This window comes from Dactylosporangium roseum (assembly GCF_025264685.1).
Lineage (GTDB): Bacteria > Actinomycetota > Actinomycetes > Mycobacteriales > Micromonosporaceae > Dactylosporangium > Dactylosporangium roseum.
On sequence record NZ_CP073721.1, the window covers coordinates 1467795 to 1494567 of the forward strand.

The following is a 26773-nucleotide window of genomic DNA, read 5'->3' on the forward strand; positions in this document are numbered from 1 at the left end:
CCCGCGTTGATCTTGCAGTTGTGGTGCCTGACAAACCCGGACATCCTGGGCGTTTCGAGGCACCATAACTGCAAGATCAACACGGGGTTAGAAGGCTCCCGCTCTGCGCAGCCTCCGGGGGCGGCCGTCGGGGTCGTGGACGACGCGGTACACCAGGCCCGACCACTGAGAGGTCCACCACGACAGGCGCGGCGCGTGGTACGGGCGGAGCCGTCCCCTGGGCCGCGGCCCGCTGCGGCCGTCGTCGTGCCACTCCTGCAACGCCCGCGCCGACTCCTCGAACACCTTGACCGCCGCCGGCGGGTCGGCGGGCACGTCGTCGAGCTCGAGATGCTCGCGGGCCAGCCGCAGGCGCAGCTCCCGGCCGTACTCGCCGGACGGGTCGAGGACCGCGCAGGTGAGCTCCGAGTCGTGGGTCCAGGATCGCAGCGACACGTTGTCGGAGCCGACGGTCGCCCAGGTGTCGTCGACGACGCAGACCTTCGCGTGCACGTAGATCGGCGTGCCCTCCGCGTTCTCGGGGCTGAAGACGTGCAGCCGATCGCCGCCGGCCTCGCGCAGCATCGCCAGTGCGCGGTCCCGGCCGTACAACTGCGGGAGCCGCCCCAGCAGGCCCGGTTGGTCCGGATAGCGCGGCACCACAGCCACGAGGTGCAGGTCGGGCTGGTCCCGCAGCGCGTCGGCGAAGCAGCCGGCGACCTGCGGCGACCACAGGTACTGGTCCTCGAGGTAGATGAGCCGCCGGGCCTTCGCCACCGCCTTGCGGTAGCCGCGCGCGACGCTGAACTCACCGCCGGGCGCGAAGGGGTAGCCGCCGTGGCGGTGCGGGTAGGTCCGCAAGAGCTGGACGCTCAGGTCCCCGGCCGGCGCCGGGTCGGGCAACTGCGGCGGCAGCGGGTCGGCGTGGGTGTCCTCGTTGTAGAGCTTGTCGTGGAGCCGGAAGAACGGGTTGCGGGACAGCGGTGCGGGGTCCTCCCAGCGCTCGCGGAACGTCCGCTCGACCTCGCCGACCACCGGCCCTTTGAGCTCGAGCTGCACGTCGTGCCAGGGCGCCCGGTCACCGTAGACCGGCGCGATCGCGACCGCCTGCGGGTCGCCGGCGTGGCCGCTGTCGTCGCCGCGGCCGTGGCACAGGTCGATGCCGCCGACGTAGGCGACGTCCAGCTCGGGGCGGCCCGGGTGGCGCAGCACCACGAACTTCTGGTGGTGCGACCCGCCGGCGCGCACGCGCATGTCCCGCAGGCACTCGCCGCCGGCCGCCTCGATCTCGTCGCCGAGGTGCTGGTTCTCCTCCTCGCTGAACTGGAGACCGTCCCAGTGCGAACGCCACACCAGCCCCTTGACGACCACGCCGCGCCCGGCCGCCTCGCACAGCACCCGGGAGATCTCGGTGCCGCCGTCGCCGAGCCGCTCGTCGGGGTCGCCGCGCCAGTCGGTGAACATCAGCACGTCGCCGCGCACCATGCGCTCGATCGCCGGCAGCAGCTCCGCGTAGTAGTCGCGGCCGTCGACCAGCGGGCGCACGGCGTTGCCGTCGGACCAGGGGCGCAGTCGCGTGTGCGGGTTGTCCCGCTCCTCCTCGGTCAGGAACCAGTCGCTCACCGCGCCGCGACCTCCTCCAGGTCGCTGCGGGCCGGCGGTGCGTCCTCCTCGCACGGCTCCGCCGTGAGGTCACAGTTCGGCTGGATGAGCCACCAGACCGCGCCCACCCAGAGCGCCGCCAGCAGCAGGCTGCCGAGGACGTCCGTCGGGTGGTGCATCCCGCGGTACATCCGCGAGACCGCCACCCAGGCCGGCATGAGGACGGCCGCGCTCACGAACAGCCAGCGCCACCAGGACCGGGTCCGCGGCACGACGAGGACCGCGGCGACCGCCCAGACGCAGATCGTGGCCGCCACGTGCCCGGACGGGAAGCTCGACGTCGGCATCGGCCCGTCCATGTTCTCCACGTCGGGCCGGGCCCGGCCGACGATGGCGGCACTCGACAGGAACAGCGTCAGCTCGCCGAACATCACCGTCACCAGGAAGACGACCGGTCGCCAGCGGCGGATGGCGGCCAGCGCGACCGCGCCGAGGGCCAGGCCGATGGCGAGGATCGCGTGGGTGTTGCCGACCTCGCTGCCGATGATCGTGACCCTGCCGAGCACGTCGTGCCGGTTGCCGGCGAACCAGTGCGGGACGGTGCGGTCCCACAGGATGTCGCCGTTGCCGTCCTGGTACCGCGCGAGCGGCAGGCCCATCGCCACCAGCGCGCCGAACACGAGCACCCAGGCGATCGCGATCCCGGCGACGGCCGTGCCGGTCCGCCCGGTGCGCCGGTGCGGCGCGGTGGGGCGCAACTCGCCCGCCGCCTCCGGCTCGATGCCCTCCTCGAGCGGGTGGGTGACCCGCTCGCCCTCGTGGCGCCGCAGCAGCTCGAACGCCGTGGTGCACACCAGCAGCCACGCGATGCCGAGCGACCAGGCGCCGATCACGTCCGACAGGAAGTGCACGCCGAGCGCCAGCCGGCTGAACCCGACGAGCACGACCAGCGCGCCGACGCCGATCAGCGCCGCCCTGCGCCACCGCGGCCGCAGCGCGGGCAGGAACACCAGCAGGAGCGCGCCGTAGCAGATCAGCGAGTTCAGGGAGTGGCCGCTGGGGAAGCTGTTGCCGCCGCCGTGGGCGATGGGCTGCTCCACGACCGGCCGCAGCCGCCCGACGGCGATCTTCAAGGTGGGATCGAGGACGAGACCGCCGGCCGCGGTCACGACCAGGAACGCGGCGAGCTTGTACTGTTTGCGGACCGCGACGAGGGTCACCCCGATCGCGATGAGCCAGAACAGCACGCCGAAGCTGCCCAGGCGGCTGATGCCACCCATGATCGCGGTGTGGAGGTCGCTCGGCGCGATTGCGGCGTTGAGCCGTTCGGCGATGCCACGGTCGACAGACTCCAGCGGCACCCATCGCACCCGTACCGCGATCACGAGCAGGCTGAAGAGCAGGGCCGCGGCTCCGAAGCCGGCCATCCGTCGCAGTGCGCCACTATCCGTCCTCACGTTTGCCAGCATGCCCAAATTGGGGAACCAGAGAACATGACCGCCGTGACTACCGCTCACCGGGCCACCGACAGTGGGCTCCTGAAGGGCCTCACCCGCGTAGGCTTCATCGGATACGGGTTGCTGCATCTTGCGCTCGCCTGGGTCGCTGCGCAGATCGCCCTGGGGGAGAGCGGCCAGGAGGCGGACCAGTCCGGCGCGTTCCGGACGCTCGCCGCGCAGCCGTTCGGCAAGCCGCTGCTGTGGTTCGTCATCGCCTGTCTCGTCGCCCTCGCGGTCTGGCAGGCCATCCTCGCCGTCTGGGGTCACCGGGACGTCCGCGGCAAGGAGCGGATCGCCGAGCGGGTCTTCTCGGGCGCCCGCGTGATCGTCTACCTGGTGCTCGCGTGGTCCGCCGGGAAGGTCGTCACCGGCGCACCGCAGTCGAGCGCCGAACAGCAGCAGCAGGTCACCGCCGGGATCCTGGCCAAGCCGGCCGGGCAGTGGCTGGTCGCGCTGATCGGCGTCGGCGTGCTCGCGTTCGGCGTCGGGATGATGTGGTACGGCCTGAAGCGCGAGTTCGAGAAGAAGCTGTCCATCGGCGGCGAACTGCCGTACAAGGCCCGCCGGGCGGTGATCCGCGCCGGGCAGATCGGCTACACGTCGAAGGGCGTCGCGTTCGGCATCGTCGGCCTCCTGCTGGTGCGGGCCGCGGCCACGAACGACCCGGCGAAGTCCCGCGGCCTGGACGCGGCCCTGCACACGATCGCCGACCAACCGTTCGGCAAGTTCCTGCTGCTCGCGGTCGCCCTCGGGGTGGCGGCGTTCGGCGTCTACTGCTTCTTCCAGGCCCGGTACCGCAAGGTGGGCACGTGACGCGCTCCGCGGTCATCGTCAACCCGTCGAAGGTCGTCGACCTCGACGAGCGTCGCCGGGAGATCTGCGCCGCGCTCGCGGCGGCGAACTGGCCCGAGCCGCTCTGGCTGGAGACGACCCCGGACGACCCAGGCTGCGGCATGGCGGTGCAGGCGGTCGCCGAGGGTGTCGACGTGGTGCTCGCGTGCGGCGGCGACGGCACCGTCATGGCCGTGGCGTCCGTGCTCGCGGGCACCGGCATCGCCCTGGCGCTGATCCCCTCCGGCACCGGCAACCTCCTGGCGACCAACTTCGGCATCACCAGGGACGTGCGGGCGGCGCTCGACGTGGCGATCAGCGGCGCCCGCCGCCGGATCGACGTCGGGGTGGTCGAGGGCGCCGACACGGTGACCGGCCATCCGGGCACGTTCACCGTGATGGCCGGCATGGGGTTCGACGCCGCGATGGTGGGCGAGACGCCGGACGACCGCAAGCGCCGGTTCGGCTGGGTCGCCTACGTGGTTTCCGGCCTGCGCAATCTCCACCGTCGCCGGATGCCGCTGCGGATCCGCCTCGACGGTGGCCGGTGGATGCACCGCCGGGCGAGCAGCGTCCTGGTGGCCAACGTGGGACGCCTACAGGGCGGCATCCCGTTGCTGCCCGACGCGGCCCCGGACGACGGGTGGCTGGACGTGGCGGTGCTCACGCCGCGCGACATCACGGACTGGGCGCAGCTCGCCTGGGGCGTCGTCCTGCGGTGGGGAAGGACACCGCGGCTGGAGACGTTCCGAGCCCGCCGGGTCGAGGTGCTCACCAGCCGTGCGGAGCCGCGCGAACTGGACGGCGACGTGGTGGCCCCGGCCCGCCGCCTGATGGCCGAGATCGTCCCGGGTGCCCTGCTGTTGTGCGTCCCCGCCGAGCGGGGCTGAGCAGCGGCGACGTCGACTGGGAACGCGCCATCCGGCTGCCGGCCGACCCGAGGACTGCCCTCGATCAGGGCGTCGGGCCTTCGTCCTCCCGGCGCTTCAGGTCCTCCTCCCAGCGACGCAGCAACTCCGCGTCGTTGCGGGACTGCGTCGTGTCGATCCCGCGCAGGAACTCGGGGTCGTCGTCCGGTGCCAGCGGCCGCCTCGGGCCGCGGCCGCCGGCCGCCACCCCGGCGTGTTGTTCCATGGCGACCGGCCGCCCGGCGAAGAACCACGCGATCGGCCCCACGATCGGCAGCAACAGGATCACGAAGAACCACACGGGCCGGGGGAGCCCGCGGACGTCCTCACGCTCCGAGGACAAGCAATCGATCAGCGCGACGAGCGTCGCGACCAGCACGATGATGAAGGGCAGTGCGCGTCCCATGGCGCCATCATGACTCAGCGAACGGGCCTATGACACCAGCAAGAGGGTGCCCGTCACGCAGTACAGGAGGATGAGGACGACGAGCGCCGGCAAGGACCGTCCGATCGGGGTGGGGATCCGCCGGGTGCGGCGGCGGGTCAGCGCCACCATGCCGGCCCAGACGAGTGCGATCGCGGCCAGTGCCCACGTGCTCACGGGTGGCGCCGTGTGGGTGACGGCCATGCGGGCTAGTAGCAGGGCCACCACGGTGAGTGAGATGAGGGTGCGCCGCCAGGACAGGATGGTGCGTTCGATCTGGGCGCCGTCGGGGTTCACAGCAGGGTCGCCACGAGCAGGGCACCGGCGCCGATGGTGACGATCAGCGCGAGGACCGCCGGGAAGCGGGACGGCGGCAGCGCCTCACCCAGCCGCATCGCCCGTTCGCTGCGGGCCCAGTGGTCGACCGCGCGCAGCGCGACCAGGCCGCCGAGGGCGAGCAGCGACACCGCGATCCCCACCCGGAGGCGATGTTCCGGGAGGAACTGGGAGACCGCCAGGCCGCCACCGACGAGGGCCAGTGCGGTGCGGAGCCAGGCCAGGAACGTGCGCTCGTTGGCCAGCGAAAAGCGGTAGTCCGGAGTGGTGCCGACGGATCGGACCTCATCCGGATCGAACCAGCGTCGGATCATTGCCCACAGCGACAAGGTTGTCAGACTCCCTCGGTACAGTCGCGCGCGATGCTGCGAACAACTCTTGCCGGACTACGCGCGCACAAGCTCCGGCTGTTGCTGACCGCGACCGCCATCATGATCGGTGTCGGTTTCCTGGCCGGCACCCTGGTCTATGGCGACACGGCCAAGGCGGCCTTCTACGACGACCTGGCCCGGGCCGCCAAGAACGTCGACGCCTCCGTCGGCACCTCCAATGCGGTCAGCTTCGCCGAGACCTCGCGGCGTCTCGACTTCGGCGTCGTCGACGAGGTGCGCTCGGTGCCCGGCGTGGCACACGTCGACGGCCGCATGGCCGAGCGGCTGCCGATGCTGGACGGCAAGGGCCGCCTCATCTCCAACCTTGGCCGCATCGGCTGGGCGTTGTCGACGCCGGGTGACGGGCATCTCTCGATGTACGACATCGGAAAGGGGCGCCTCCCCGCGCGCACCGGCGAGATCGCGGTCGACGACACCACCGCGGAGATCTACGGCTTCACGGTCGGCCAGCAGGTCTCCGTCGTCGGACCGGACCAGCGGCCGGTGGCGCTCACCATGGTCGGCGTCATGGACCTCGGCGCCAACAAGCGCTTCGCGGGCCTGACCGTCGCCGCGCTCACGCCGGAGGACATGCGCACGCTCACCGAGGCGAGCGGGTTCGCCGAGGTGGTCGTCTCCGCGCGGCCCGGTGTGACCCAGCGTCAGCTCGCCGACCGCCTCCAGGAGCACCTCGGCGGCCGGGCGCGGGTGCTGACCGGCGAGGAGGCGCGCGCCGACTACGCGGTCGCCGCCGCGAAGTACGTCGACGGCTTCCTCGTCGTCATCTTCGGCTTCGGCCTCATCGCGCTCGCGGTGTCCGTCTTCGTCATCTACAACACGTTTGCCATCCTGGTCGCCCAGCGGGTCCGCGAGCTGGCGCTCCTGCGCTGCGTCGGCGCCTCCCGACCGCAGTTGTTCGGCTCGGTGGTGCTCGAGGCGGTGGTCGTCGGCGTGGTCGCCTCGCTCGGCGGCCTGCTCGTCAGCACCGTCGTCGGCGAGGGCCTGCTCATCGGCCGCAACACCGTCGGCAGCGGCGTGCGGGTCGACCGGCTGATCGTCACGCCCACCACCGTCGTCGTCGGGGTCTGCGCGGGCACCTTCTGCACCGTCGTCGCCGCGCTGCTCCCGGCGGTCACCGCGAGCCGGATTCCGCCGTTGGCCGCGCTCCGCGCCACGACGCTGGCGGCGGCCGCTCCCGGCGGCCGTCCGCTGCGCACGGTGATCGCGGCGGTGCTGGCCGCGGGCGGTGCCCTCGTCATGATCGCCGGCACCCGGGTCCCCGGCTTCAACGGCGTGCCGATCGTGTTCGCCGGCGCGATCGCGGTCTTCACCGGCATCGTCATCGCCTCGCCGCTCATCGTCGCCCGGCTCACCGCCTGGGCCGGCTGGCTGCCGGCGAAGCTTCTCGGCGCGCCGGCCCGCCTCGCGGTGACCAACGCGCTGCGCAACCCGAAGCGGGTCGCCGCCACCACGAGCGCGCTCATGGTCGGCCTGGCCCTGATGAGCGTGTTCAGCGTCCTGCTCGCGACCGCCCGCGCCCAGGCCGAGCGGGAGCTCGACGAGAACTTCGCGGTCGACTACATCATCAGCGGCGTCTACACGCCGGGTGGCCAGACCCGGCGGGTGCCGATCGCGGTCACCGAGGTCCTGCGCTCGCACAGTGAGCTGGCGGCGGTCGCGGGCGCGCGCAGCCGGGACGCCGACGTCGACGGCCGGCGGGCCGAGATCTGGGCGATGGAGCCCGGCGCGCTCGACACCGTGCTGCGACCGGAGATCACCGCCGGTTCGGCCGCGGCGCTGCGGCCGGGCACGGTCGCGCTCAACCGGTTCTTCGCCGACGCGATCGGAGCGAAGGTGGGCTCGGAGATCCGGGTCAGGTCGCAGACGCTGCGGGTGGTGGCGCTCTACGACGACGCGCCGACCGAGGGCCAGGCCCTCGTCCACTGGGACGACTACGCGACCATCTTCGGGCCCGGCGACCCCGATCAGGTGCTGGTGAAGGCCGCCGAAGGGGTCAGCCCGGAGGCGTCTCGCGCGGCGGTCGACGCGTCGTTGAAGGAGGCGCCGCTCACCCAGGTCTCCAGCCAGGCCGAGTGGCGCGCCCGGATCACCGGCACGCTCGACGAGCAGCTCGGCGTGTTCTCGGCGCTGCTGGGCATGTCGATCGTCATCGGCCTGACCGGCATCGCCAACACGCTCGCCCTGTCCGTCCTGGAGCGCACCCGCGAGTCCGCACTGCTGCGCGCTCTCGGCCTGTCCCGCGGCCAGCTTCGCGGGATGCTCGTCCTGGAGGCGATGCTCATGGCGGTCGTCGGCGCGGTGGTGGGTGTCGGGTTCGGCGTGCTCGTGGGCGTCTCGGCGGCGGTCGGCCTCATCCGGCAGTACGGTCACGGCAGCCCCGTCCTTCCGTATGGCCAGCTCCTGCTGTACGTCGTGATCGCCGCCCTGGCCGGCGCCGTGGCCGCACTCCTGCCGGCCCGCCGCGCCGCGCACCCCCCAATAGCGCCCGCCATGACCGACACCTAACCCGCCGCCCCCGCCGCCCGTTACCCCCACGCCCCCACCCCCATCCGCGTCGATCTTGCAGTTATGGTGCCGGGACGCTCCCTGAATGCCCGGTTTGTCAGGCACCACAACTGCAAGATCGACGCGTCATCGGCGGGGGCCGGGGTGGGGGTGCGGCCTGCGGCGACGGTGTGTGACCTTTTCCGCAGCGGGGTGGGATGTGGCTGCGGAGTGTGGTGGAATGAGTCGGACTTATCGGGAATTATGGGCTATTTCGCCCCCTCTTGGGTGCGGACTGCTCTCGTTGGGTGACGATTTTCACCGCCAAATCCAACCTACTCACAAGTAACGTTCGGAGGGCGAGCCTGTTACCACGCGGGTCGCGCCGTAACGTGGGGCGCAAGTCGCCGGCGAAGGCGCAGGTGACTGTCAAGCAGGAGGACCTCGGACAACGATGAAGATCGTCGTACTCGTCAAGCAGGTGCCGGACTCCGGTGCTGAACGGAACCTGCGCAGTGACGACAACACCGTCGACCGTGCGTCGGCGAACAATGTGATCAACGAGATGGACGAGTACGCCATCGAGGAGGCCCTGCGCCTCCAGGAGGCGCACGGCGGTGAGGTCGTCGTCCTGACCGTCGGCCCGGAGCGCGCCACGGAGTCGATCCGTAAGGCGTTGTCCATGGGCCCCGACTCGGCAGTCCACGTGGTGGACGACGCGCTGCACGGCTCGTGCGCCGTCACCACGTCGAAGGTGCTGGCCGCCGCCATCGCCCAGCAGAACGCCGACCTCGTCATCTGCGGCGCCGAGTCGACCGACGGCCGTGTGCAGGTCATGCCGCACATGGTCGCCGAGCGGCTGGGCGTCGCGGCGCTGACCGGAGCGCGCAAGCTGACCGTCGACGGCTCGAACCTGACCATCGAGCGGCAGACCGACGAGGGCTACGAGGTCGTCACCGCTGCCGCTCCCGCGCTGGTGAGCGTCTGGGACACGATCAACGACCCGCGGTACCCGTCGTTCAAGAACATCATGGCCGCCAAGAAGAAGCCGGTGCAGACGCTGTCGCTGGCGGATCTCGGCATCGCCGCCGGTGAGGTCGGCTTCGCCGGAGCGACCAGCGCGGTTCTGGAGCACAGCAAGCGCCCGCCCCGCCAGGCCGGCAACAAGATCGACGCGGGTGACGACGGCGGCGTGAAGCTCGTCGAGTACCTCGCCTCCGAGAAGTTCGTGTAAGGGGAGACGGAAACGATGGCTGAAGTTCTGGTCGTGGTCGAGGCCTCCCAGGGCGGGGTCAAGAAGGTCACGCTCGAGATGCTCACCCTGGCCCGCGATCTCGGCGAGCCCGCCGCGGTCGTGCTGGGCGGCGAGGGCGCCGCGGCGCCGCTCGTGGACAAGCTCGCCGAGTTCGGTGCGACGAAGGTGTACGCCGCGGAGAGCGCCGACATCGACGGTCACCTGGTGGCGCCGAAGGCCACCGTGCTGGCGAACCTCGTCCGGCAGGTCTCGCCGGCCGCCGTGCTGCTGCCCTCCACGCAGGAGGGCAAGGAGATCGCCGCCCGGGTGGCCGTGAAGCTGGACAACGGCCTGCTCACCGACGTGGTGGCGCTCGGCGCCGACGGCGTCGCGACCCAGCCCGTCTTCGCCGGCTCGACGATCGTCAAGTCGAAGGTCACCAAGGGCCTGCCGATCGTGACGGTCCGCCTCAACTCGTTGACCCCGACGCCGGCCCCGGTCACCGCCGCGGTCGAGTCGGTCGCGGTCAGCGTCGAGGACAAGGACAAACTGGTCAAGATCGTCGAGCGGAAGGCGGAGGCGAAGGGCGCCCGCCCCGAGCTCGCCGAGGCGTCCATCGTCGTGTCCGGCGGTCGTGGTGTCGGCAGCGCCGACGACTTCAAGCTGGTCGAGGAGCTGGCCGACCTGCTCGGCGGTGCCGTGGGCGCCTCCCGCGCGGCCGTCGACAGCGGCTACTACCCGCACCAGTTCCAGGTCGGGCAGACCGGCAAGACGGTCTCCCCGCAGCTCTACATCGCGCTGGGCATCTCCGGCGCCATCCAGCACCGGGCCGGCATGCAGACCTCGAAGACGATCGTCGCGGTGAACAAGGACCCCGAGGCGCCGATCTTCGAGCTCGCCGACTTCGGCGTGGTGGGCAACCTGCACAAGGTCGTCCCGCAGGCCGCGGAGGAGATCCGGAAGCGCAAGTAGGGTCCGGTATCGCGGGAAAGAGCGCCTCTCGGGGCGCTCTTTTCTCGGTGGGCCGGCCTTCCGCGCGGGAGGCCGCCGCCGGAGTGCGCGGCGTCGCCGTCGTCCTGGGGCTGGCGGCCAAGGCGAGTGGACGTGCCCGCCGTGCGTGCGGCGGGCATGCCGCTCAGGCAAGGGTGCGTTGGCGAAGTGCCCGAATTGGGCCTGGCGATCGGGTGGCCGTGACCAGGATTGAACGACCTCCGCACCCGGCACCACCGTGCCAACGTGGTGATCATGGGACGGCCGGTAGGGAAGTAAGGAGCGGCTGCCCGTTAGGCTTGGGCCCAATGTCGTACCTCGACCACGCCGCCACCACGCCGATGCTCCCGGAGGCGCTCGACGCCTTCGTCGCCACCGCGCGCGAAGTCGGCAACGCCTCGTCGTTGCACGCCCCCGGCCGCCAGGCCCGTCGCCGGGTGGAGGAGGCGCGCGAGCGGGTCGCCGCCGCGCTCGCCGCCCGCCCGTCCGAGGTGATCTTCACCGGCGGCGGCACCGAAAGCGACAATCTCGCCGTCAAGGGCATCTTCTGGGCGCGCCGGGCCGCCGACCCGCGCCACAACCGGGTCGTCGCCAGCGCCGTCGAGCACCACGCCGTGCTCGACTCGGTCGCCTGGCTGGAGCAGCACGAGGGCGCCGCCGTGACCTGGCTGCCGGTCGACGCCGACGGTCGGGTCCGGCCCGAGGCGCTGGCCGAGGCGCTGGCCGGTGGCGACGTCGCGGTGGCGACCGTCATGTGGGCCAACAACGAGGTCGGCACCGTCCAGCCCGTCGGCGAGCTGGCCGCGCTGGCGACGGCGGCCGGCGTGCCGTTGCACACCGACGCCGTCCAGGCGGTCGGCCAGGTGCCGGTCGACTTCGCCGCCACCGGGGCCGCGGCGCTGACCATCAGCGGCCACAAGCTGGGCGGCCCGATCGGCGCCGGCGCGTTGCTGCTCGGCCGGGAGGTCGGCTGCACGCCGCTCGCCCACGGCGGCGGCCAGGAGCGGGACGTGCGGTCCGGGACGCTCGACGTGCCGGCCATCGTCGCGTTCGCCGTCGCGGTGGAGCTGTCGGTGAAGACCTCTCGGGAGACCGCCGAGCGGATCGGGCGGCTGCGCGACACGCTGGTCGAGCGGGTCCGCGCCGTCGTGCCCGACGCGATCCTCAACGGCGACCCCGTCGACCGGCTCCCCGGCAACGCGCACTTCTCGTTCCCCGGCTGTGAGGGCGACGCGTTGCTCCTGCTCCTCGACGCGCAGGACATCGCCTGCTCGACCGGCTCGGCCTGTTCCGCGGGGGTGGCCCAGCCGTCGCACGTGCTGCTGGCCATGGGCGCGGACGATTCGCGGGCCCGCTCGTCGCTGCGGTTCACGCTCGGCCACACCTCGACCATGGACGATGTCGACGCCCTGGTCGCGGCCCTGCCGGGAGCGGTGGAGCGAGCCCGCAGGGCGACCGCCAAGTTCAGGTGACCGAAACGGAGGGGCCGGGACGGGCGCCGGTGGGCCGAATCCCTTCGGGTGAATTCACCACCGACGCCGGTGAATATCGCCAGGTGTGGCGGCCGGTGATTTGGTTACGGCAATTCTCCGGCGTTTCTCTCGCCGTGCCGAAGAGCGCCTCACCCTATGTTTGCGCCGTGTCTGTCGAAACCGCTTCCGCCGTCGTCGCGGTCAAGCTCGACCGGGAGCGGCCGCGGCCGCTGTGGGTGCTGCCGTTGCAGCAGTTCGTGTACCGGCAGTTGATGTACGTGGTGCTCATCCAGTCGTTCGGCACCGCGCTCACCGGGGCGCGGCCGCGGTGGCACAAGCTGCACCGCACCGGCACGGCCGGGGCGAACGCCCCGGCGGTTCCCGGCCCACGCGGCGTCGCCAAGGTTTCACAGTCCGTCGGGGAGGGTTCCTGAGTGCGCCGTACCACCGTCCGCCGCCGCCTCGGTGTCGCGGTCTTCCTCATCGTTTCGCTGGCGATGGCCGGCCTCGCGACACCTGATCAGGAGGCGCCCGGCGTGCGGGAGCCCACGGCGCACTCGACGCCGGCCCGCGCGCAGGCGCCCGGAACCGACCGGCGGGCCGTTGTCGCGTCACCGGTGGCGTCGCCCTCGAAGCGCTCGATCACGGTGCCCTCCGGCCAGCGGATCCGTGGCGATCTCTCGGACCCGCGGCAGCAGGACATCGCCATGCGCCTGCTGTCCAGCGCCGAGAACTCCACGCTGGACTGGACCGCGCGGTACGCCTACATCGAGGACATCGGCGACGGCCGCGGGTACACGGCCGGCATCGTCGGGTTCCGCACCGGTACGGGCGACCTCAAGACCGTCGTCGAGCGGTACACGACGGCGGTGCCCCGCAACCGGCTGGCCGCCTACTTGCCAGCCCTGCGGAAGGTGAACGGCACCGAGTCCCACGAGGGCCTCGACCCGGGGTTCGTTCCCGCCTGGCAGGCGGCCGCCGCCGATCCGGCGTTCCGGCGCGCCCAGGACGCCGAGCGCGACCGGATGTACTTCACCCCGGCCCTCAGCCAGGCGAAGCAGGACGGCCTGAAGGTCCTGGGCCAGTTCGCGTACTTCGACGCGATCGTGACGCACGGCGCGACCGGGCTGGCGACGCTGCGCCGGGCCGCGGCCCAGGTGGCCCCGCCGCCCGCGAAGGGCGGTGACGAGGCGGCGTACCTGGAGGCGTTCCTCGACGCGCGGATCGCCCTGATGAACACCGAGCGGGCGCGCCGGGACCTGAGCCGGATCGAGAGCACTCAACGGGTGTTCCTCCGCGACCGCAACTTCGACCTGAGCCTCCCGCTGCGCTGGACGGTCCACGGCGACGCGTACGAGATCGGGACCTGAGTAGGCTTGTCGTGTGAGAGTGCTAGCGGCGATGTCCGGCGGGGTCGACTCGGCGGTCGCGGCTGCCCGGGCGGCGGAGGCCGGGCACGACGTGACCGGCGTCCACCTCGCGCTGTCGCGCAACCCCCAGACGTACCGCACCGGTGCCCGTGGCTGCTGCACGCTGGAAGACGCCCGTGACGCCCGCCGGGCCGCGGATGTGATCGGGATCCCGTTCTACGTCTGGGACATGGCGGAGCAGTTCCACGCCGGCGTCGTGGACGACTTCGTGGCGGAGTACGCCGCGGGTCGTACACCCAACCCCTGTCTCCGCTGCAACGAGAAGATCAAGTTCGCGGCCGTCCTCGACCGGGCCGTTGCCCTGGGCTTCGACGCCGTCGTGACCGGCCACCACGCCCGCCTCGGCGAGGACGGGCTGCTGCGGCGCAGCGTCGATCCGGCCAAGGACCAGTCCTACGTGCTGGCGGTGCTCACCCGCGCACAGCTCGACCGCTCGATGTTCCCGCTGGGCACCTCGACCAAGGCCGAGGTGCGTGCCGAGGCGGCGGAGCGAGGGCTGGCCGTCGCCGACAAGCCGGACAGTCACGACATCTGCTTCATCGCCGACGGTGACACCAAGCGTTTCCTGGCCGACCGGCTCGGCTCGACACCCGGCGACATCGTCGACGTGACCACCGGCGCCGTGATCGGGCGACACGAGGGTGCGTATGCGTACACCGTCGGCCAGCGGCGCGGGCTCGACCTGCGGGTGTCGGCGCCGGACCGCACCCCGCGATACGTGCTGTCGATCACGCCGGTGACCAACACCGTGACGGTCGGGCCGGCCGCGATGCTCGATGTGTCCACTGTGGTCGGTGAGCGGCCGGTGTGGATGACGGCGTCGTCGTCGGTGCGCTGCGAGGTCCAGATGCGGGCACACGGCGAGACGACCCCCGCCGCGGTCGAGCTGGCCGGCGACCGGCTGGTGGCCCGGCTGGAGCGACCCGCCCGCGGCATCGCGACCGGGCAGGCTGTCGTCTGCTACCAGCCGTCCCCGGACGGCGACATCGTGCTCGGCTCGGCGACGATTGCGGAGACATCGTGACCTTTCCCTGGCCCGCCGGCAGCGCCACCGGTATCGGCTCCATGCCCGGCACCGACGTCGGCGAGGCGCAGCGGATCGTCCTCGGGGAGCTGCCCGACCTGCCCCACCTGCCGGAGCTGCCCGGCCGCGGCCCGGGCGCCAACATGATCGGGCGGGGCGGCACCTTCCTGGTCGAGCTGCCGATCGAGTTGTACGCGGCGCGCTGGCGGCTCGCGACCCGGCCCGGCCACGACCTGCGGGTGGCCCGCGACTTCCTCGAGCGCGACCTGGACACGATGACCGAGCAGGCGGGGGAGTTCGCCGGCACGTTCAAGGTCCAGGTGCCCGGCCCGTGGACCCTGGCCGCCGCGCTGAACCTGCCGATCGGCGGCGCGGTCCTGCGCGATCCGGGTGCCACGCGGGATCTGGCCGCGTCGCTGGCCGAGGGTGTGCGCGAGCACGTCGCGTCGGTGCGGGCGCGGCTGCCGCACGCCTCCGTGCTGCTCCAGCTCGACGAGCCGTCGCTGCCGGCCGTCCTGGCCGGTCGCGTCCCGACGGAGAGCGGCTTCGGCACGCTGCGCTCCGTGGACGTCAGCGTGGCGCGTTCGGTGCTCGCGCAGGTGATCTCCGCGGCGGAGGTACCTGTCGTGGTGCACTCCTGCGCACCGGACGTGCCGCTGTCCCTGTTGCGTGAGGCCGGGGCGGTCGGGGTCGCGCTCGACCTGTCGCTGGTCCGCGACCTGGACGCGCTGGGCGAGCAGTTGGACGGTGGGATGGGCCTGTTCGCCGGGGTGTCCGGGCGGACCTCTGCCGACCTGGCGTCGTCTGTCCGGGACCTCTGGCGCAAACTCGGCTTTCCGCTCGCCTCCATGGCGGCGCGGGTCGTCGTGACGCCGCCGTGCGGCATGGTCGCCGTCGCGGTGTTGAAGGCCGTTCGCGACGCAGGGCGACGGCTCACGGACGACGCGTCGTAGCTGCGATTTTTTGTCGTACGGGGGCGGTAGATTCGGGTCATGAGCGACCTTGATGCCGAGCCCACCCTCGAAGCGCGTGAGCGGCACGCCGAGCTCTCCCGCGAGCTGGACGAGCATCAGTATCGCTACTACATCCTCCAGTCGCCGAGCGTCGACGACTCGGTCTACGACCGGTTCATGCGTGAGCTGGAGGCCATCGAGGCGGAGTATCCGGCACTGATCACGCCCGACTCGCCCAGCCAGCGGGTCGGCGGCACCTTCTCGACCGACTTCGCCGCGGTCACCCACGCCGAGCGGATGCTCAGCCTCGACAACGCGCTCAACGACGCCGAGCTGGACGCGTGGGTCGAGCGCATCGAGCGCGACGCCGGCCAGCAGCCGAGATACCTGTGCGAGCTGAAGATCGACGGGCTGGCGGTCAACCTGACGTACAAGAAGGGTCGCCTGGTCCGGGCCGCGACCCGCGGCGACGGGCGCACCGGCGAGGACATCACGCTCAACGTCCGCACCATCCGCGACGTCCCGGAGCGGCTCACCGGCGACGATCTTCCCGCACTGCTCGAGGTGCGCGGCGAGGTGTTCTTCACACTGGCCGGCTTCGAGGAGGTCAACGCGGCACAGGTCGCGGCGGGGGAAAACCCGTTCGCCAACCCGCGCAACGCGGCCAGCGGCAGCCTGCGCCAGAAGGACCCGCGCATCACCGCGTCCCGCCCGATGCGCATGCTCGTTCACGGGTTCGGTGCCCGCGAGGGGTTCAACCCGGTCAGCCAGTCCGAGGCCTATGAGCTGATGCACGCCTGGGGCCTGCCGACCTCCGAGCGGTGGAAGGTCTTCGACGATCTCAAGGGCGTCCGGTCCTACATCGCCGACTACGGCGACAAGCGGCACAAGATCGAGCATGAGATCGACGGTGTGGTCGTGAAGGTCGACCAGATGTCGATCCAGCGCCGGCTCGGCTCGACCAGCAAGGCGCCGCGGTGGGCGATCGCGTTCAAATATCCGCCCGAGGAGGCGATGACCAAGCTCCTCGACATCGAGGTCAACGTCGGCCGGACGGGTCGCGTCACACCGTTCGCGATCATGCAGCCGGTGTTCGTCGGCGGTGTCACGGTCGCGCAGGCCACCCTGCACAACGCGCAGGAGGTCGTGCGCAAGGGCGTGCTCATCGGTGACACGGTGGTTATCCGCCGCGCCGGGGAGGTCATCCCCGAGGTGCTGGGTCCGGTCGCCGACCGGCGTGACGGCACCGAGCGCGCCTTCGTGATGCCGACCCACTGCCCGTCCTGCGGGACGGCACTGGCCCCCGAGAAGGAGACCGACGTAGACATTCGCTGCCCCAACGCCCGCTACTGTCCGGCCCAGCTCCGTGAGCGCCTGTTCGCCCTCGCCGAACGCAGCGGCCTCGACATCGAGGCGCTCGGCGCGAAGTCGGCCGCGGCCCTGCTCGAGTCGGTGATCACCAACGAGAGCGAGCTCTTCGACGTCACCGCAGACCGGCTGCTCAAGGCGCCGTTCTTCGTGAACAAGGACGGCTCCCTCAGCAGCACCGCCCAGCAGCTCCTGGTCAACCTCGAGGAGGTCAAGCAGCGCCCGCTCGCGCGCGTGCTGATCGCTCTGTCGATCCGCCACGTCGGCCCGACGGCGGCGCAGGCGCTGGCCAACTCACTCGGCTCGATGGAGGCGATCGCCAACGCCACGACCGAGGAGCTGGTGGCCGTCGAGGGCGTGGGACCGACGATCGCCAGGGCCGTCCACGACTGGTTCGAGGTCGACTGGCACCGGGAGTGGGTCGACCGCTGGGCCGCCGCGGGCGTCCGCATGGTCGAGGAGCGCGCGGACACCGGCCCGCGTTCCCTGGAGGGCATCACGGTCGTCGTGACCGGCTCCCTGGACAAGTATTCGCGCGACCAGGCCGCCGAGGCGGTGACCTCCCGCGGCGGCAAGGTCTCCGGCTCGGTCTCCAAGAAGACCCACTTCGTCGTGGTCGGCGAGTCCCCGGGCTCCAAGGCCGACAAGGCCGCCTCCCTGAAGGTCCCCATCCTCGACGAGTCCGGCTTCGACCTCCTGCTCTCCGCCGGCCCGGAAGCCGCCCGCGCAGCGGCCCAGCCCACCGAGCCCCCCGCCTGACTACTCCTTACCGGTCCTTACCGGTCGTGCTCGGCCCGATCTGGTCCGGCAGCTCGGGTGAGTCGGTTCGCCGCGACATCACCGCCCTGCTGACGGACCCGGATGAGGCCGACAATTCGGGCGCGCGGCTCGGCTTCGCGGCTTGCACTGGGCGGCGTCGCGTCTTCCCGGGCCGTGCTGCTGATCTATCCATGGTGGCATCGCCCGGTCGGTTGAATACCGGCGGCTTGTGCATCGATTCCGCATCCTTCCCGATTCCGGGGCCGCCGAGGGTGCAGGCTCGCAGGGCGCCGACGAAACGACACCGAACACCAGTGCGTCGATGATGCCGAACCTGGGGGAGCCGATGAAGCAGAGCGCGCTGCGTAACTCGGCGCCTCCCCGCAACGCTTCCCGGTTCGTCGCCTACGTTGCCACCATCATGGTCGCCGCCGCCGGCGTCCTGCTCGCCAGTCTGTTGAGCGGCTTCCCGGACAGTCTGCCCGCCGCGTTCTGGTGCTTCGCCGCCCTCGCCGTCGTCGCCGACACACCGTGGTTCATGCAGGCCGGGCCCGACGACGTGGTGCCCGCGTTCCCGTCGGTCTGCTTCGCCTTCGCCGTCATGCTGGCGTTCGGGTTCGCGCCCGCGGTGCTCGTCCAGTTGGGAGCGGTCGCCGTCGCCGCGGTGTGGCTCAAGCATGCCGCCTGGCGGGCCGCGTTCAACGCGGGGCGGTATGTGCTCTCCTTCGCCGCCGCGGCCGCCCTCCTCGACGTGGTGCTGCCCGAGCGGCGCGCCGACATGCACACGATGCTCAACGGCGGCATGCCCGTGCTGTGGATCGTCGTCGTCGCCGGGTGCTGGTTCCTCGTCAACAACCTGCTCGTGTCGACCGCCGTCTGGCTGCGCTTCGGCGGGCGGTGGCCGGCGGTGCTCAAGACGGCGCTCCGCGACGATGCCCTGCCGGCCGGGGCGTTGCTGCTGTCCGCGCCCGCCCTGATCGCCGCCGCGCACGTCGACGTGCTGCTCGTCCCGCTGGCCATGGTGCCGCTGTTCGCCGTACGCCGGATGACCAAGCTGTCGCTGCAACGGGCGCGGGAGGCCCGGCTCGACCCGCTCACCGGCCTCGGCAACCGTACGGCGCTGGAGCGCGCCGTGGCCAACTGGGTGCCGGAGCACGCCGAGCGTGCCGAGGGCGGGGCGGACGATCGACGCCTCGCCCTTCTGCTGCTCGACCTCGACGGCTTCAAGCAGGTCAACGACGCCCTCGGGCACCGGGTCGGGGACCGGTTGCTGGAGGAGGTCGCCCGGCGGGTCGCCGGCGTGGCGGACACGGGTCTTGTCGGGCGGCTCGGCGGCGACGAGTTCGCGGTGGTCGTACCACATCTGCGGGACACGGCGGAAGCGAAGGCCCGGGCCGCCGGGATGCTCGCCGCACTGGCCGAGCCGGTACTCCTGGACGGGCTCCCGATCGACGTCGGCGGGTCGGTGGGCGTGGCCGTCTACCCCGAGCACGGCGGCGACTTCGAGGAACTGTTGCGGCACGCCGACGTCGCGATGTACGACGCCAAGGCCCGCGGCGACAACCTCGCCGTCTACGCCCCCGAGTCGGACCACAACACACCGGAGCGGCTGAGCCTCCTCGCCGACCTCCGCCGTGCGCTCGAGTCTCCGGAGGGCACCGGAATCGAGTTGTACTACCAGCCGCAGGTCGAACTCGCCACCGGCGCCGTCGTCGGGCTGGAGGCATTGCTGCGCTGGCGGCATCCTGTCCGCGGGCCGGTCGACCCGGAGGAACTGATCAAGGTCGCCGAGCGCAGCTCCGTCATGCGGCTGCTGACGCTGCGCATCGTCGACGAGGTCATCGACCAGCTCGCCGCTTGGGGCCCGGCCGCCGACGGCATGCGGGTCGCGGTCAACGTCAGCGTCCGCGACCTGCACACCGGCGAGATCGCCGACCGGATCGCGGCCCGCCTGCGCGAAACCGCGGTGGACCCGTCGCGGCTCGAGCTGGAGATCACCGAGGGTGCGTTGATGGCCGATCCCCGCCGGGTGCTGGCCACACTGGCCCGCCTGGAGCGTCTCGGTGTCGCGATCGCGCTCGACGACTTCGGTACGGGCTACTCCTCGATGCTGCACCTGCGCCGGCTGCCGCTGGCCGAGGTGAAGATCGACCGCTCGTTTGTGCTGGGCCTCGCCACCGACCCCGACGACGCGGCCATCGTGCGGTCCATGATCGACCTGGCCCGGGCGCTGGGCCTGCGGGTCGTCGCGGAGGGCGTCGAGAACGAGCGCACCTGGCGGCTGCTGGTGGACGCCGGCTGTGACCTGGCGCAGGGCTGGTACTTCGCGCGGCCCATGCCACCCGCCCAGCTCATCGACTGGCTCGCCAGGCGGAATCGGTCCACCGTCGCGCACAGCGCCTGACACGGACGAAATAGACTCGTCGGGTTGACGACCGCATGTCACGCCGCGTCAAGCCGACGACTGAAGGAGTACCGCGCCGATGGCCACGATTTCCCGCGAGGAGGTGGCGCATCTCGCGCGCCTCGCGCGGCTTGCCGTCACCGATGAAGAGCTCGACACCTTCGCCGGGCAGCTCGACGTCATCCTGCAGGCCGTCGCGCAGGTGGGCGAGGTCGCCGCGGCCGACGTGCCGCCGACCTCGCACTCGGTGCCGCTGACCAACGTCTTCCGCGACGACGTCGTGGCCCCGTGCCTGCCCCGTGCGGACGTGCTGGCCGGTGCGCCCGACGCCGAGGACAACCGCTTCCGCGTCCCGCGGATCCTGGACGAGGAGGCCTGATCCGATGACCGACGTCACCAAGCTCTCCGCCGCCGAGCTGGGCCGCCGCCTGGCCGCGAAGGAGGTGTCGGCCGTCGAGGTCGCCACCGCGCACCTGGACCGCGTGGCGGCCGTCGAGGCCAAGGTCAACGCGTTCCTCCACGTCGACCGCGACGGCGCACTGGAGGCCGCCAAGGCCGTCGACGCCAAGCGGGCCAAGGGCGAGGAGGTCGGGCCGCTCGCCGGTGTGCCGATCGCCGTCAAGGACGTGATCACCACCAAGGGCGTTCCGACGACCGCCGGCTCGAAGATTCTCGAAGGCTGGCGCCCGCCGTACGACGCGACGATCACCACCCGGCTGCGTGCGGCCGGCCTGGTCATGCTCGGCAAGACCAACATGGACGAGTTCGCGATGGGCTCGTCGACGGAGTACTCGGCCTACGGCCCGACGTACAACCCCTGGGACACCTCGCGCATCCCCGGCGGCTCCGGCGGCGGTTCGGCCGCGGCGGTCGCGGCCTATGAGGCGCCGCTCGCGATCGGCACCGACACGGGCGGCTCGATCCGCCAGCCCGCCGCGGTGACCGGGACCGTGGGCGCGAAGCCGACGTATGGCGGCACCTCGCGGTACGGTCTCATCGCTTTCAGCTCTTCCCTCGACACGCCCGGCCCGTGCGCCCGGACCGTCGAGGACGCCGCGCTCCTGCACGCGGTCATCGGGGGTCACGACCCGATGGACTCGACCTCGATCCCGCAGCCGGTGCCCGACGTGGTCGGCGCCGCCCGGCTGGGCGCGACCGGCGACCTGAGCGGCGTGCGGCTGGGGCTGGTGAAGGAGTTCGCGGGTGAGGGCGCCGAGCCCGGCGTCGTCGCCGCCTATCGCGAGTCGATCGAGGCGCTGGTCAAGCTGGGCGCCGAGGTCGTCGAGGTGTCGTGCCCGAGCTTCAAGTTCGCGCTGCCGGCGTACTACCTGATCGCGCCGAGCGAGTGCTCGTCCAACCTGGCCCGGTTCGACGGCGTCCGGTACGGGTTGCGCACCGGCGACAACGGTGAGCACTCGCTGGAGGAGGTCATGTCGCTGACGCGCGACGCGGGCTTCGGCCCGGAGGTCAAGCGGCGCGTCATCCTCGGCACCTACGCGCTGTCGGCCGGCTACTACGACGCCTACTACGGGCAGGCCCAGAAGGTCCGCACCCTGATCACGCGTGACTTCCAGGCGGCGTTCGGTGTCGCGGACGTGCTGGTCGCGCCGACCACGCCGTTCGTCGCTTTCCCGCTCGGATCGCGTACCTCGGATCCGTATCAGATGTATCTCGCGGATCTTTACACGATTCCGTCGAACCTCTACGGCGGGCCGGCGATTTCGGTGCCGAGCGGGCTGTCCGAAGGGCTGCCGGTCGGACTGCAGATCATGGCCCCGACGATGGCCGACGACCGCATGTACCGCGTGGCGGCGGCGCTGGAATCGGCACTGCCGCCGTTGACGCCGCCGCCGCTGTAGTCATGGGAATCCGGGGGCTTCGGCCCTGTGCGCAAAGCCCCCGGTCGGCGTCAGCCCCGGCTGCCCTGCCGCCAGGAGAACGGGCCGGGCAGGTCGACGCGGTTCTTCTTGGTCCGCGAGTTCCACGACCAGGGGCCCAGCTTGAAACTCCACGAGGAGAATCCGTCCTGCGTGAAGTGGAATATGAACGGGCCGAACTTCTTGCTCTTCCGAAACTGCACGGGCATGACATCGCTCCTTCCGAGTGGTGGCCAGTTGATACCCAATGCCGTGCGTGGATACACCAAGGCTGAAAGCAGGCAGACACAATGAGCACCGTGACGCAGATGTCGTACGACGAGACGGTGGCCCGGTTCGAGCCGGTCATCGGCCTGGAGACCCACGTCGAACTGGGCACCAACACCAAGATGTTCTGCGGCTGCCCGACCACGTTCGGCGCCGAGCCCAACACGCAGGTCTGCCCGGTCTGTCTCGGCCTGCCCGGCGCGCTGCCCGTCGCCAACCGGGCCGCGATCGAGGCGACGATCCGCATCGGCCTGGCGCTCAACTGCTCGATCGCACCGTGGGGCCGGTTCGCGCGGAAGAACTACTTCTACCCGGACATGCCGAAGAACTTCCAGATCAGCCAGTACGACGAGCCGCTGTGCGTCGACGGTTACCTCGACGTCGAGATGGAGGGCGAGCTCGTGCGCATCGGGATCGAGCGGGTGCACCTGGAGGAGGACACTGGCAAGACCCTGCACGTCGGCGGCGCGACCGGACGCATCCACGGCGCGACCGAGTCGCTCGTCGACTACAACCGGGCGGGCATCCCGCTCGTCGAGATCGTCACCAAGCCGGTCCCCGGCACCGGCGCCGGTGCGCCGCAGGTCGCCCGCGCGTACGTCACCGAGCTGCGCGACGTGATCCGCACTCTCGGCGTCTCCGACGTCCGCATGGAGCAGGGCTCGCTGCGCTGCGACGTGAATACGTCGCTGAACCGCCCGGGCTCGCCGTGGGGCACCCGGACCGAGACCAAGAACGTCAACTCGCTGCGCAGCGTCGAGCGAGCGGTCCGTTCGGAGATCATCCGCCAGGGATCGGTACTGGAGGCAGGCGGCACGATCGTCCAGGAGACCCGCCACTTCCACGAGGACACCGGCGACACGACCTCGGGCCGCAGCAAGGAGACGGCGACCGACTACCGGTACTTCCCTGAGCCCGACCTGGTGCCGCTGGCCCCGGCGGCGGAGTGGGTCGAGGAGCTGCGGTCCGCGCTGCCCGAGCTGCCACGGGTCCGCCGGGCACGGATGCAGTCGGACTGGGGCTTCTCGGATCTTGACATGCAGTCCGTCGTCAACGCGGGCGCGGTGGAGCTGATCTCGGCGACGGTGTCGGCCGGCGCGACCCCCGCGGCCGCCCGCAAGTGGTGGCTGGGCGAGCTGGCCCGTCGCGCGAACGAGACCGAGGCCGAGCTCGACGCCCTGGGTGTGACCCCGGCCGCGGTCGCCGAGCTCCAGGCGCTCGTCGACTCCGGCAAGATCAACGACAAGCTGGCGCGGGTCGTCCTGGAGGGCGTCATGGCCGGCGAGGGCACCCCGGCCGAGGTGGTGTCGTCACGCGGCCTGGAGGTCGTATCCGACGAGGGTGCCCTGACGAAGGCGGTCGACGAGGCGATCGCGGCCAACCCGGACATCGCGGCGAAGGTCCGCGACGGCAAGGTGGCGGCCGCCGGCGCCCTGGTGGGTGCCGTGATGAAGGCGACCGCCGGCAAGGCGGACGCCAAGACGGTGCGCGAGCTGATCATCACCCGCCTGTCCTAACCCCCTCCCCCTTCCTCTCGCGTTGATCATGCACTTGTGGTGCCTCGACACTCCCGCGATGTCCGGGTTTGTCAGGCACCACAACTGCATGATCAACGCGAAAGGAAGGGGGAGGGGGAGGGGGTTAGGGTCGGGGTCGGGGTGGCGCCGGGCTTTGTGTCCTCGGGGACGATGTGGCGCTGGAGGGCCACCTCGGTCAGGCCGGTGCCGCCGACCTGGATGTCGTCGTAGGCGGACAGGCGATGGTTCTCGTCGAAGTACAGGATGGAGAGCGCCAGCGGGAGGGGCTTTTCGCTTTCGAGGCCGCGCAGGCCGGCGCCGCCCGTCGAGCCCTCCACCATCAGCAGGGTGCGTTCCGTCGGCTGCTTCGGCGGTTGCGGGCTCGCCGACGCGGAGGCCGACGCGGAGGCCGACGCCGACACCGACGGCGACGGGGCCGCGACGGCCATCGGCGCCGGCGCGTCCAGGCGGGTGATCGACCGTTGGTGCTTGTGGCCGGCCAGGACCAGCGGGCACGCGCCGGCCAGCGGCTGGGCGGCCACCGGGTCGTGGACCAGCGCGACGTCGACCGGCTTGTCGCCGGAGCGGATCTTCTCGGCCAGCAGTTCGCCCGAGGTGATCACCTGGTCGTGCTGCTGGTTGTTGGTCGTGTCGGTCGACTTGTCGGGCGTGAACCTGGGGTCGCCGATGCCGGCGAAGGTCAGGCCCTTGACCGTGGTGATCGAGTTGTCGAGGACGATCGCGTTGGGCTGGCGGGCGACCGCCGCCGCGGTCACGGTCGAGTCGTGGTTGCCGCGGATGTAGAGGTACGGGATGCGCAGCCGGCTGATCTCGTTGACGTACGACGCCTCCGGCTCGCTGCCCCAGTCGTTGATGTCGCCCGTGTCGACGATGACGTCGACGGCGAACTGGTCGGCCACCGAGCGGATCACGCCCCAGGCCGCCGGGTTGAGGTGCATGTCCGAGATGTGCAGGACCTTCGTCGCGCTGGTGTTCGGCTCGTAGACGGGCAGGGCGGAGATCGTGCCGTAGAGCTTGCTGACGTTGAGCACGAGCTTCTGCAACTGCGCGCGGTACTCCTCGTAGCGGTCGGAGATCTTGCGCGCGTCACCGATGATGGCGGGCGCGTTGACGAGCAGGCCGCGGTAGGTCGGCTCCTGGATCGCGGCGGGCTTGAAGGTGAACACGGTCGCGCCGCCGGTCGAGGCGAGCGCGGCGACCACCAGGACGCCCGCGATCGCCGTCTCCCGCCGCGCCCGGAACGCCAGGCCGACCAGGACCATCGCGCCGAGGATGCCCGAGCCGGCGGTCTGTAGCGCCAGCCGGCGCACGCCGAGGTCGAGCTGGTCGACGGCGTCGTGGCTGATCTGCTCCAGGTTGCCGCCACCGTCGGCGACCACCGCCCGGGCGCGCGCCTCGTCCAGGGAATCCAGCCGGATGCGCAGGTGGACCGGGCCGTCGTGGCTGTCGAGCTCGAGCGAGCCCAGCGGCGGGATCTCGACCGACGTGTCGCCGTGCCAGGCCGGTAACAGCGACAACTGTGCCCGGAACGGCCCGATGTCCTGGGTGGTGGTGCCGCCCAGGGTCACGCCGATCAACATGCCGATCATGGCCACGACGCCGACGAGCGCGCCGCGCAGGACGCGCCGCAGCCGGGCGAGCGGCGGTGCGGCCGGCCGGATCGGACGGCGCCTCCGCCCGGCCGCCATGAGGATCGCCCGGCGCTGGACACGGCGGGCGGCCAGGGCGGCTCGTCGATGGAACGGAGACGTCAACTCTTGCCGGCCTCACCGACGTTGCTGATCACGATTCGGAGGAGTTTGTCGTCGTCGGCCTTCGGCGTGCCGCGGCCGTCCTTGTTGGAGGTCGAGATCCACACGCTGCCGTCCGGGGCGAGCTGGGCGGCGCGCAGCCGGCCGTGGGCGCCCTTGAGCAGGGCGGTCGGCGCCCCGAAGATGCCGCCGGCCTGGGTGACCTGCATGACGTACAGCCTGGCGCCCTTGAGGCAGGACGCGACCAGGTATCCGTCGACGTAGGTGAGACCCGAGCAGGACGCCTCGTCCGTCTTCCACACCTGGATCGGGTTGACGTACTTCGGGTCGCTGCCCTTGCCCTCGACCGCGGGCCAGCCGTAGTTCTTCCCGGCTTCGATCATGTTGATCTCGTCCCAGTTGCCGGCGCCGAACTCCACCGCATACAGCCGCTTGCTGTCGTCCCAGGTGAACCCTTGCACGTTGCGATGTCCGTAGCTGTACACCGCGGTGCCGAACGGGTTGCCGGGCGCCGGCTTCCCGTCGGGCTGGACGCGCAGGATCTTGCCGCCGAGGCTGTTGAGGTCCTGCGCGGTCTCCGGCCTGGCGCCGTCACCGGTCGAGACGTAGAGGAAGCCGTCGGGGCCGAAGTGGATCTGGCCGCCGTTGTGGATGGTCGACTTCGGGATGCCGGTGAGGATCGGCGTCGGCTGCTGGCCGAGCACGAACTTGCCGACCCGGTTGTCGTCCTTCGCCGTGTAGTAGACGAACACGGTCTTGTCGGTCTCGTAGTCGGGCGACACGGCGATGCCCATGAGGCCGCCCTCGCCACCCGGCACCGCGTCGCCGATCTTCTGGAGCTCGGCCACCTGGAGCCCGTCGGACGTCGACTCCTTGCCGACCTTGAGCAGCCGCTTGCTGTCACGCTCGGTGACCAGAGCGGAACCGTCCGGCAGGAATGCGATGCCCCACGGCACCGCAAGACCCTTGGCCAGGACCGTCGTGGCCACCTCGGTCTGACCGCCGCCCTCAGCACCGCCGGAACCCGAGACTGTGGGATACGGCGAGAGCTTCGGCGGTGAACCCAGCTCATCAGGCGGCGGAGGCCCGAACGAGCAGGCTCCCAGGGCCAGAACCGTCGCCACCGCGGCGATCAGGCTCCGGCCGATGTGTCGGTACGTCCGGGCGCTCACCCGGCCAAGACTAGCGTCGCCGGACATCATTCCACCTTTCAGTCACGACCAGAGGAGCCACATGGCGCCCGGTGCGTTC

At 71.4% G+C, this 26773-nt stretch carries 23 protein-coding genes; 15 read left to right on the forward strand and 8 right to left on the reverse strand.

Annotated features, from left to right (window positions below):
- Window positions 1-87 precede the first annotated feature (87 nt).
- Together Drose_RS07585 and Drose_RS07590 are read right to left on the reverse strand one after the other, a co-directional pair.
- Window positions 88-1602, reverse strand: a complete 1515-nt coding sequence (locus Drose_RS07585; RefSeq protein WP_260727479.1) for a phospholipase D family protein — start codon at window positions 1600-1602, stop codon at window positions 88-90.
- Window positions 1599-3038, reverse strand: coding sequence for a phosphatase PAP2 family protein (locus Drose_RS07590; protein WP_260727480.1), 1440 nt, complete (start codon window positions 3036-3038; stop codon window positions 1599-1601). The genes Drose_RS07585 and Drose_RS07590 overlap by 4 nt, the downstream gene beginning before the upstream one ends.
- Before the next feature lie 36 nt (window positions 3039-3074).
- On the opposite strand from Drose_RS07590, the gene Drose_RS07595 reads away from it, so the two are divergent.
- Both Drose_RS07595 and Drose_RS07600 read left to right on the forward strand, forming a co-directional pair.
- A complete protein-coding gene (locus Drose_RS07595; RefSeq protein ID WP_260727481.1) occupies window positions 3075-3893 on the forward strand; it encodes a DUF1206 domain-containing protein in 819 nt (272 codons plus the stop codon).
- Window positions 3890-4801 (forward strand): diacylglycerol/lipid kinase family protein, encoded by a 912-nt coding sequence (locus Drose_RS07600; protein ID WP_260727482.1) that lies wholly within the window; start codon window positions 3890-3892, stop codon window positions 4799-4801. Before Drose_RS07595 ends, Drose_RS07600 begins: the two co-directional genes overlap by 4 nt.
- Window positions 4802-4865: 64 nt before the next feature.
- Here Drose_RS07600 and Drose_RS07605 read toward each other — a convergent pair whose 3' ends face one another.
- From Drose_RS07605 to Drose_RS07615, 3 genes are read right to left on the reverse strand one after another with little or no spacing between them, the layout of a single operon-like run.
- Window positions 4866-5225 carry a PLD nuclease N-terminal domain-containing protein gene (locus Drose_RS07605; RefSeq protein WP_260727483.1) on the reverse strand — a complete coding sequence of 120 codons (360 nt, stop codon included), beginning with the start codon at window positions 5223-5225 and terminating at the stop codon, window positions 4866-4868.
- 27 nt (window positions 5226-5252) lie between these two features.
- Entirely contained in the window at window positions 5253-5540 is a 288-nt protein-coding gene (locus Drose_RS07610) for a DUF202 domain-containing protein (RefSeq protein ID WP_260727484.1), read from the reverse strand.
- A complete protein-coding gene (locus Drose_RS07615) occupies window positions 5537-5902 on the reverse strand; it encodes a YidH family protein (RefSeq protein ID WP_260729632.1) in 366 nt (121 codons plus the stop codon). Before Drose_RS07615 ends, Drose_RS07610 begins: the two co-directional genes overlap by 4 nt.
- Before the next feature lie 39 nt (window positions 5903-5941).
- Here Drose_RS07615 and Drose_RS07620 point away from each other — a divergent pair, with 39 nt between their 5' ends.
- From Drose_RS07620 to gatA, 12 genes are all read left to right on the forward strand, one after another.
- Entirely contained in the window at window positions 5942-8476 is a 2535-nt protein-coding gene (locus Drose_RS07620) for an FtsX-like permease family protein (protein ID WP_260727485.1), read from the forward strand.
- A 433-nt stretch (window positions 8477-8909) separates the two neighbouring features.
- Window positions 8910-9689 carry an electron transfer flavoprotein subunit beta/FixA family protein gene (locus tag Drose_RS07625; protein WP_260727486.1) on the forward strand — a complete coding sequence of 260 codons (780 nt, stop codon included), beginning with the start codon at window positions 8910-8912 and terminating at the stop codon, window positions 9687-9689.
- A 15-nt stretch (window positions 9690-9704) separates the two neighbouring features.
- Window positions 9705-10661, forward strand: a complete 957-nt coding sequence (locus Drose_RS07630; RefSeq protein ID WP_260727487.1) for an electron transfer flavoprotein subunit alpha/FixB family protein — start codon at window positions 9705-9707, stop codon at window positions 10659-10661.
- Between the two features lie 326 nt (window positions 10662-10987).
- Window positions 10988-12151, forward strand: a complete 1164-nt coding sequence (locus tag Drose_RS07635; RefSeq protein WP_260727488.1) for a cysteine desulfurase family protein — start codon at window positions 10988-10990, stop codon at window positions 12149-12151.
- Between the two features lie 167 nt (window positions 12152-12318).
- Window positions 12319-12585 (forward strand): hypothetical protein, encoded by a 267-nt coding sequence (locus Drose_RS07640; protein ID WP_260727489.1) that lies wholly within the window; start codon window positions 12319-12321, stop codon window positions 12583-12585.
- A complete protein-coding gene (locus Drose_RS07645; RefSeq protein WP_313900003.1) occupies window positions 12586-13521 on the forward strand; it encodes a chitosanase in 936 nt (311 codons plus the stop codon).
- A 13-nt stretch (window positions 13522-13534) separates the two neighbouring features.
- Entirely contained in the window at window positions 13535-14605 is a 1071-nt protein-coding gene (gene mnmA, locus Drose_RS07650) for a tRNA 2-thiouridine(34) synthase MnmA (protein ID WP_260727490.1), read from the forward strand.
- 41 nt (window positions 14606-14646) lie between these two features.
- Window positions 14647-15558 (forward strand): uroporphyrinogen decarboxylase/cobalamine-independent methonine synthase family protein, encoded by a 912-nt coding sequence (locus tag Drose_RS07655; RefSeq protein WP_260729633.1) that lies wholly within the window; start codon window positions 14647-14649, stop codon window positions 15556-15558.
- Window positions 15559-15597: 39 nt separating this feature from the next.
- A complete protein-coding gene (ligA, locus tag Drose_RS07660; RefSeq protein WP_260727491.1) occupies window positions 15598-17685 on the forward strand; it encodes an NAD-dependent DNA ligase LigA in 2088 nt (695 codons plus the stop codon).
- Between the two features lie 322 nt (window positions 17686-18007).
- Window positions 18008-20089 (forward strand): putative bifunctional diguanylate cyclase/phosphodiesterase, encoded by a 2082-nt coding sequence (locus Drose_RS07665; protein ID WP_390891334.1) that lies wholly within the window; start codon window positions 18008-18010, stop codon window positions 20087-20089.
- 79 nt (window positions 20090-20168) lie between these two features.
- Window positions 20169-20468, forward strand: coding sequence for an Asp-tRNA(Asn)/Glu-tRNA(Gln) amidotransferase subunit GatC (gene gatC / locus Drose_RS07670; RefSeq protein ID WP_260727492.1), 300 nt, complete (start codon window positions 20169-20171; stop codon window positions 20466-20468).
- Between the two features lie 4 nt (window positions 20469-20472).
- Entirely contained in the window at window positions 20473-21948 is a 1476-nt protein-coding gene (gene gatA, locus Drose_RS07675; RefSeq protein ID WP_260727493.1) for an Asp-tRNA(Asn)/Glu-tRNA(Gln) amidotransferase subunit GatA, read from the forward strand.
- Between the two features lie 50 nt (window positions 21949-21998).
- On the opposite strand, the gene Drose_RS07680 is transcribed toward gatA, so the two are convergent.
- Complete coding sequence (locus Drose_RS07680; protein ID WP_259861868.1) at window positions 21999-22175, reverse strand: DUF4236 domain-containing protein; 177 nt, start codon at window positions 22173-22175, stop codon at window positions 21999-22001.
- Between the two features lie 81 nt (window positions 22176-22256).
- Here Drose_RS07680 and gatB point away from each other — a divergent pair, with 81 nt between their 5' ends.
- Window positions 22257-23750 (forward strand): Asp-tRNA(Asn)/Glu-tRNA(Gln) amidotransferase subunit GatB, encoded by a 1494-nt coding sequence (gene gatB, locus Drose_RS07685; protein ID WP_260727494.1) that lies wholly within the window; start codon window positions 22257-22259, stop codon window positions 23748-23750.
- 92 nt (window positions 23751-23842) lie between these two features.
- On the opposite strand, the gene Drose_RS07690 is transcribed toward gatB, so the two are convergent.
- Both Drose_RS07690 and Drose_RS07695 read right to left on the reverse strand, forming a co-directional pair.
- On the reverse strand, window positions 23843-25525 hold the full coding sequence (locus Drose_RS07690) for a metallophosphoesterase family protein (protein ID WP_260727495.1): 1683 nt from the start codon (window positions 25523-25525) through the stop codon (window positions 23843-23845).
- Window positions 25522-26721, reverse strand: a complete 1200-nt coding sequence (locus Drose_RS07695) for a PQQ-dependent sugar dehydrogenase (RefSeq protein WP_390891335.1) — start codon at window positions 26719-26721, stop codon at window positions 25522-25524. The genes Drose_RS07690 and Drose_RS07695 overlap by 4 nt, the downstream gene beginning before the upstream one ends.
- Window positions 26722-26773 lie beyond the last annotated feature (52 nt).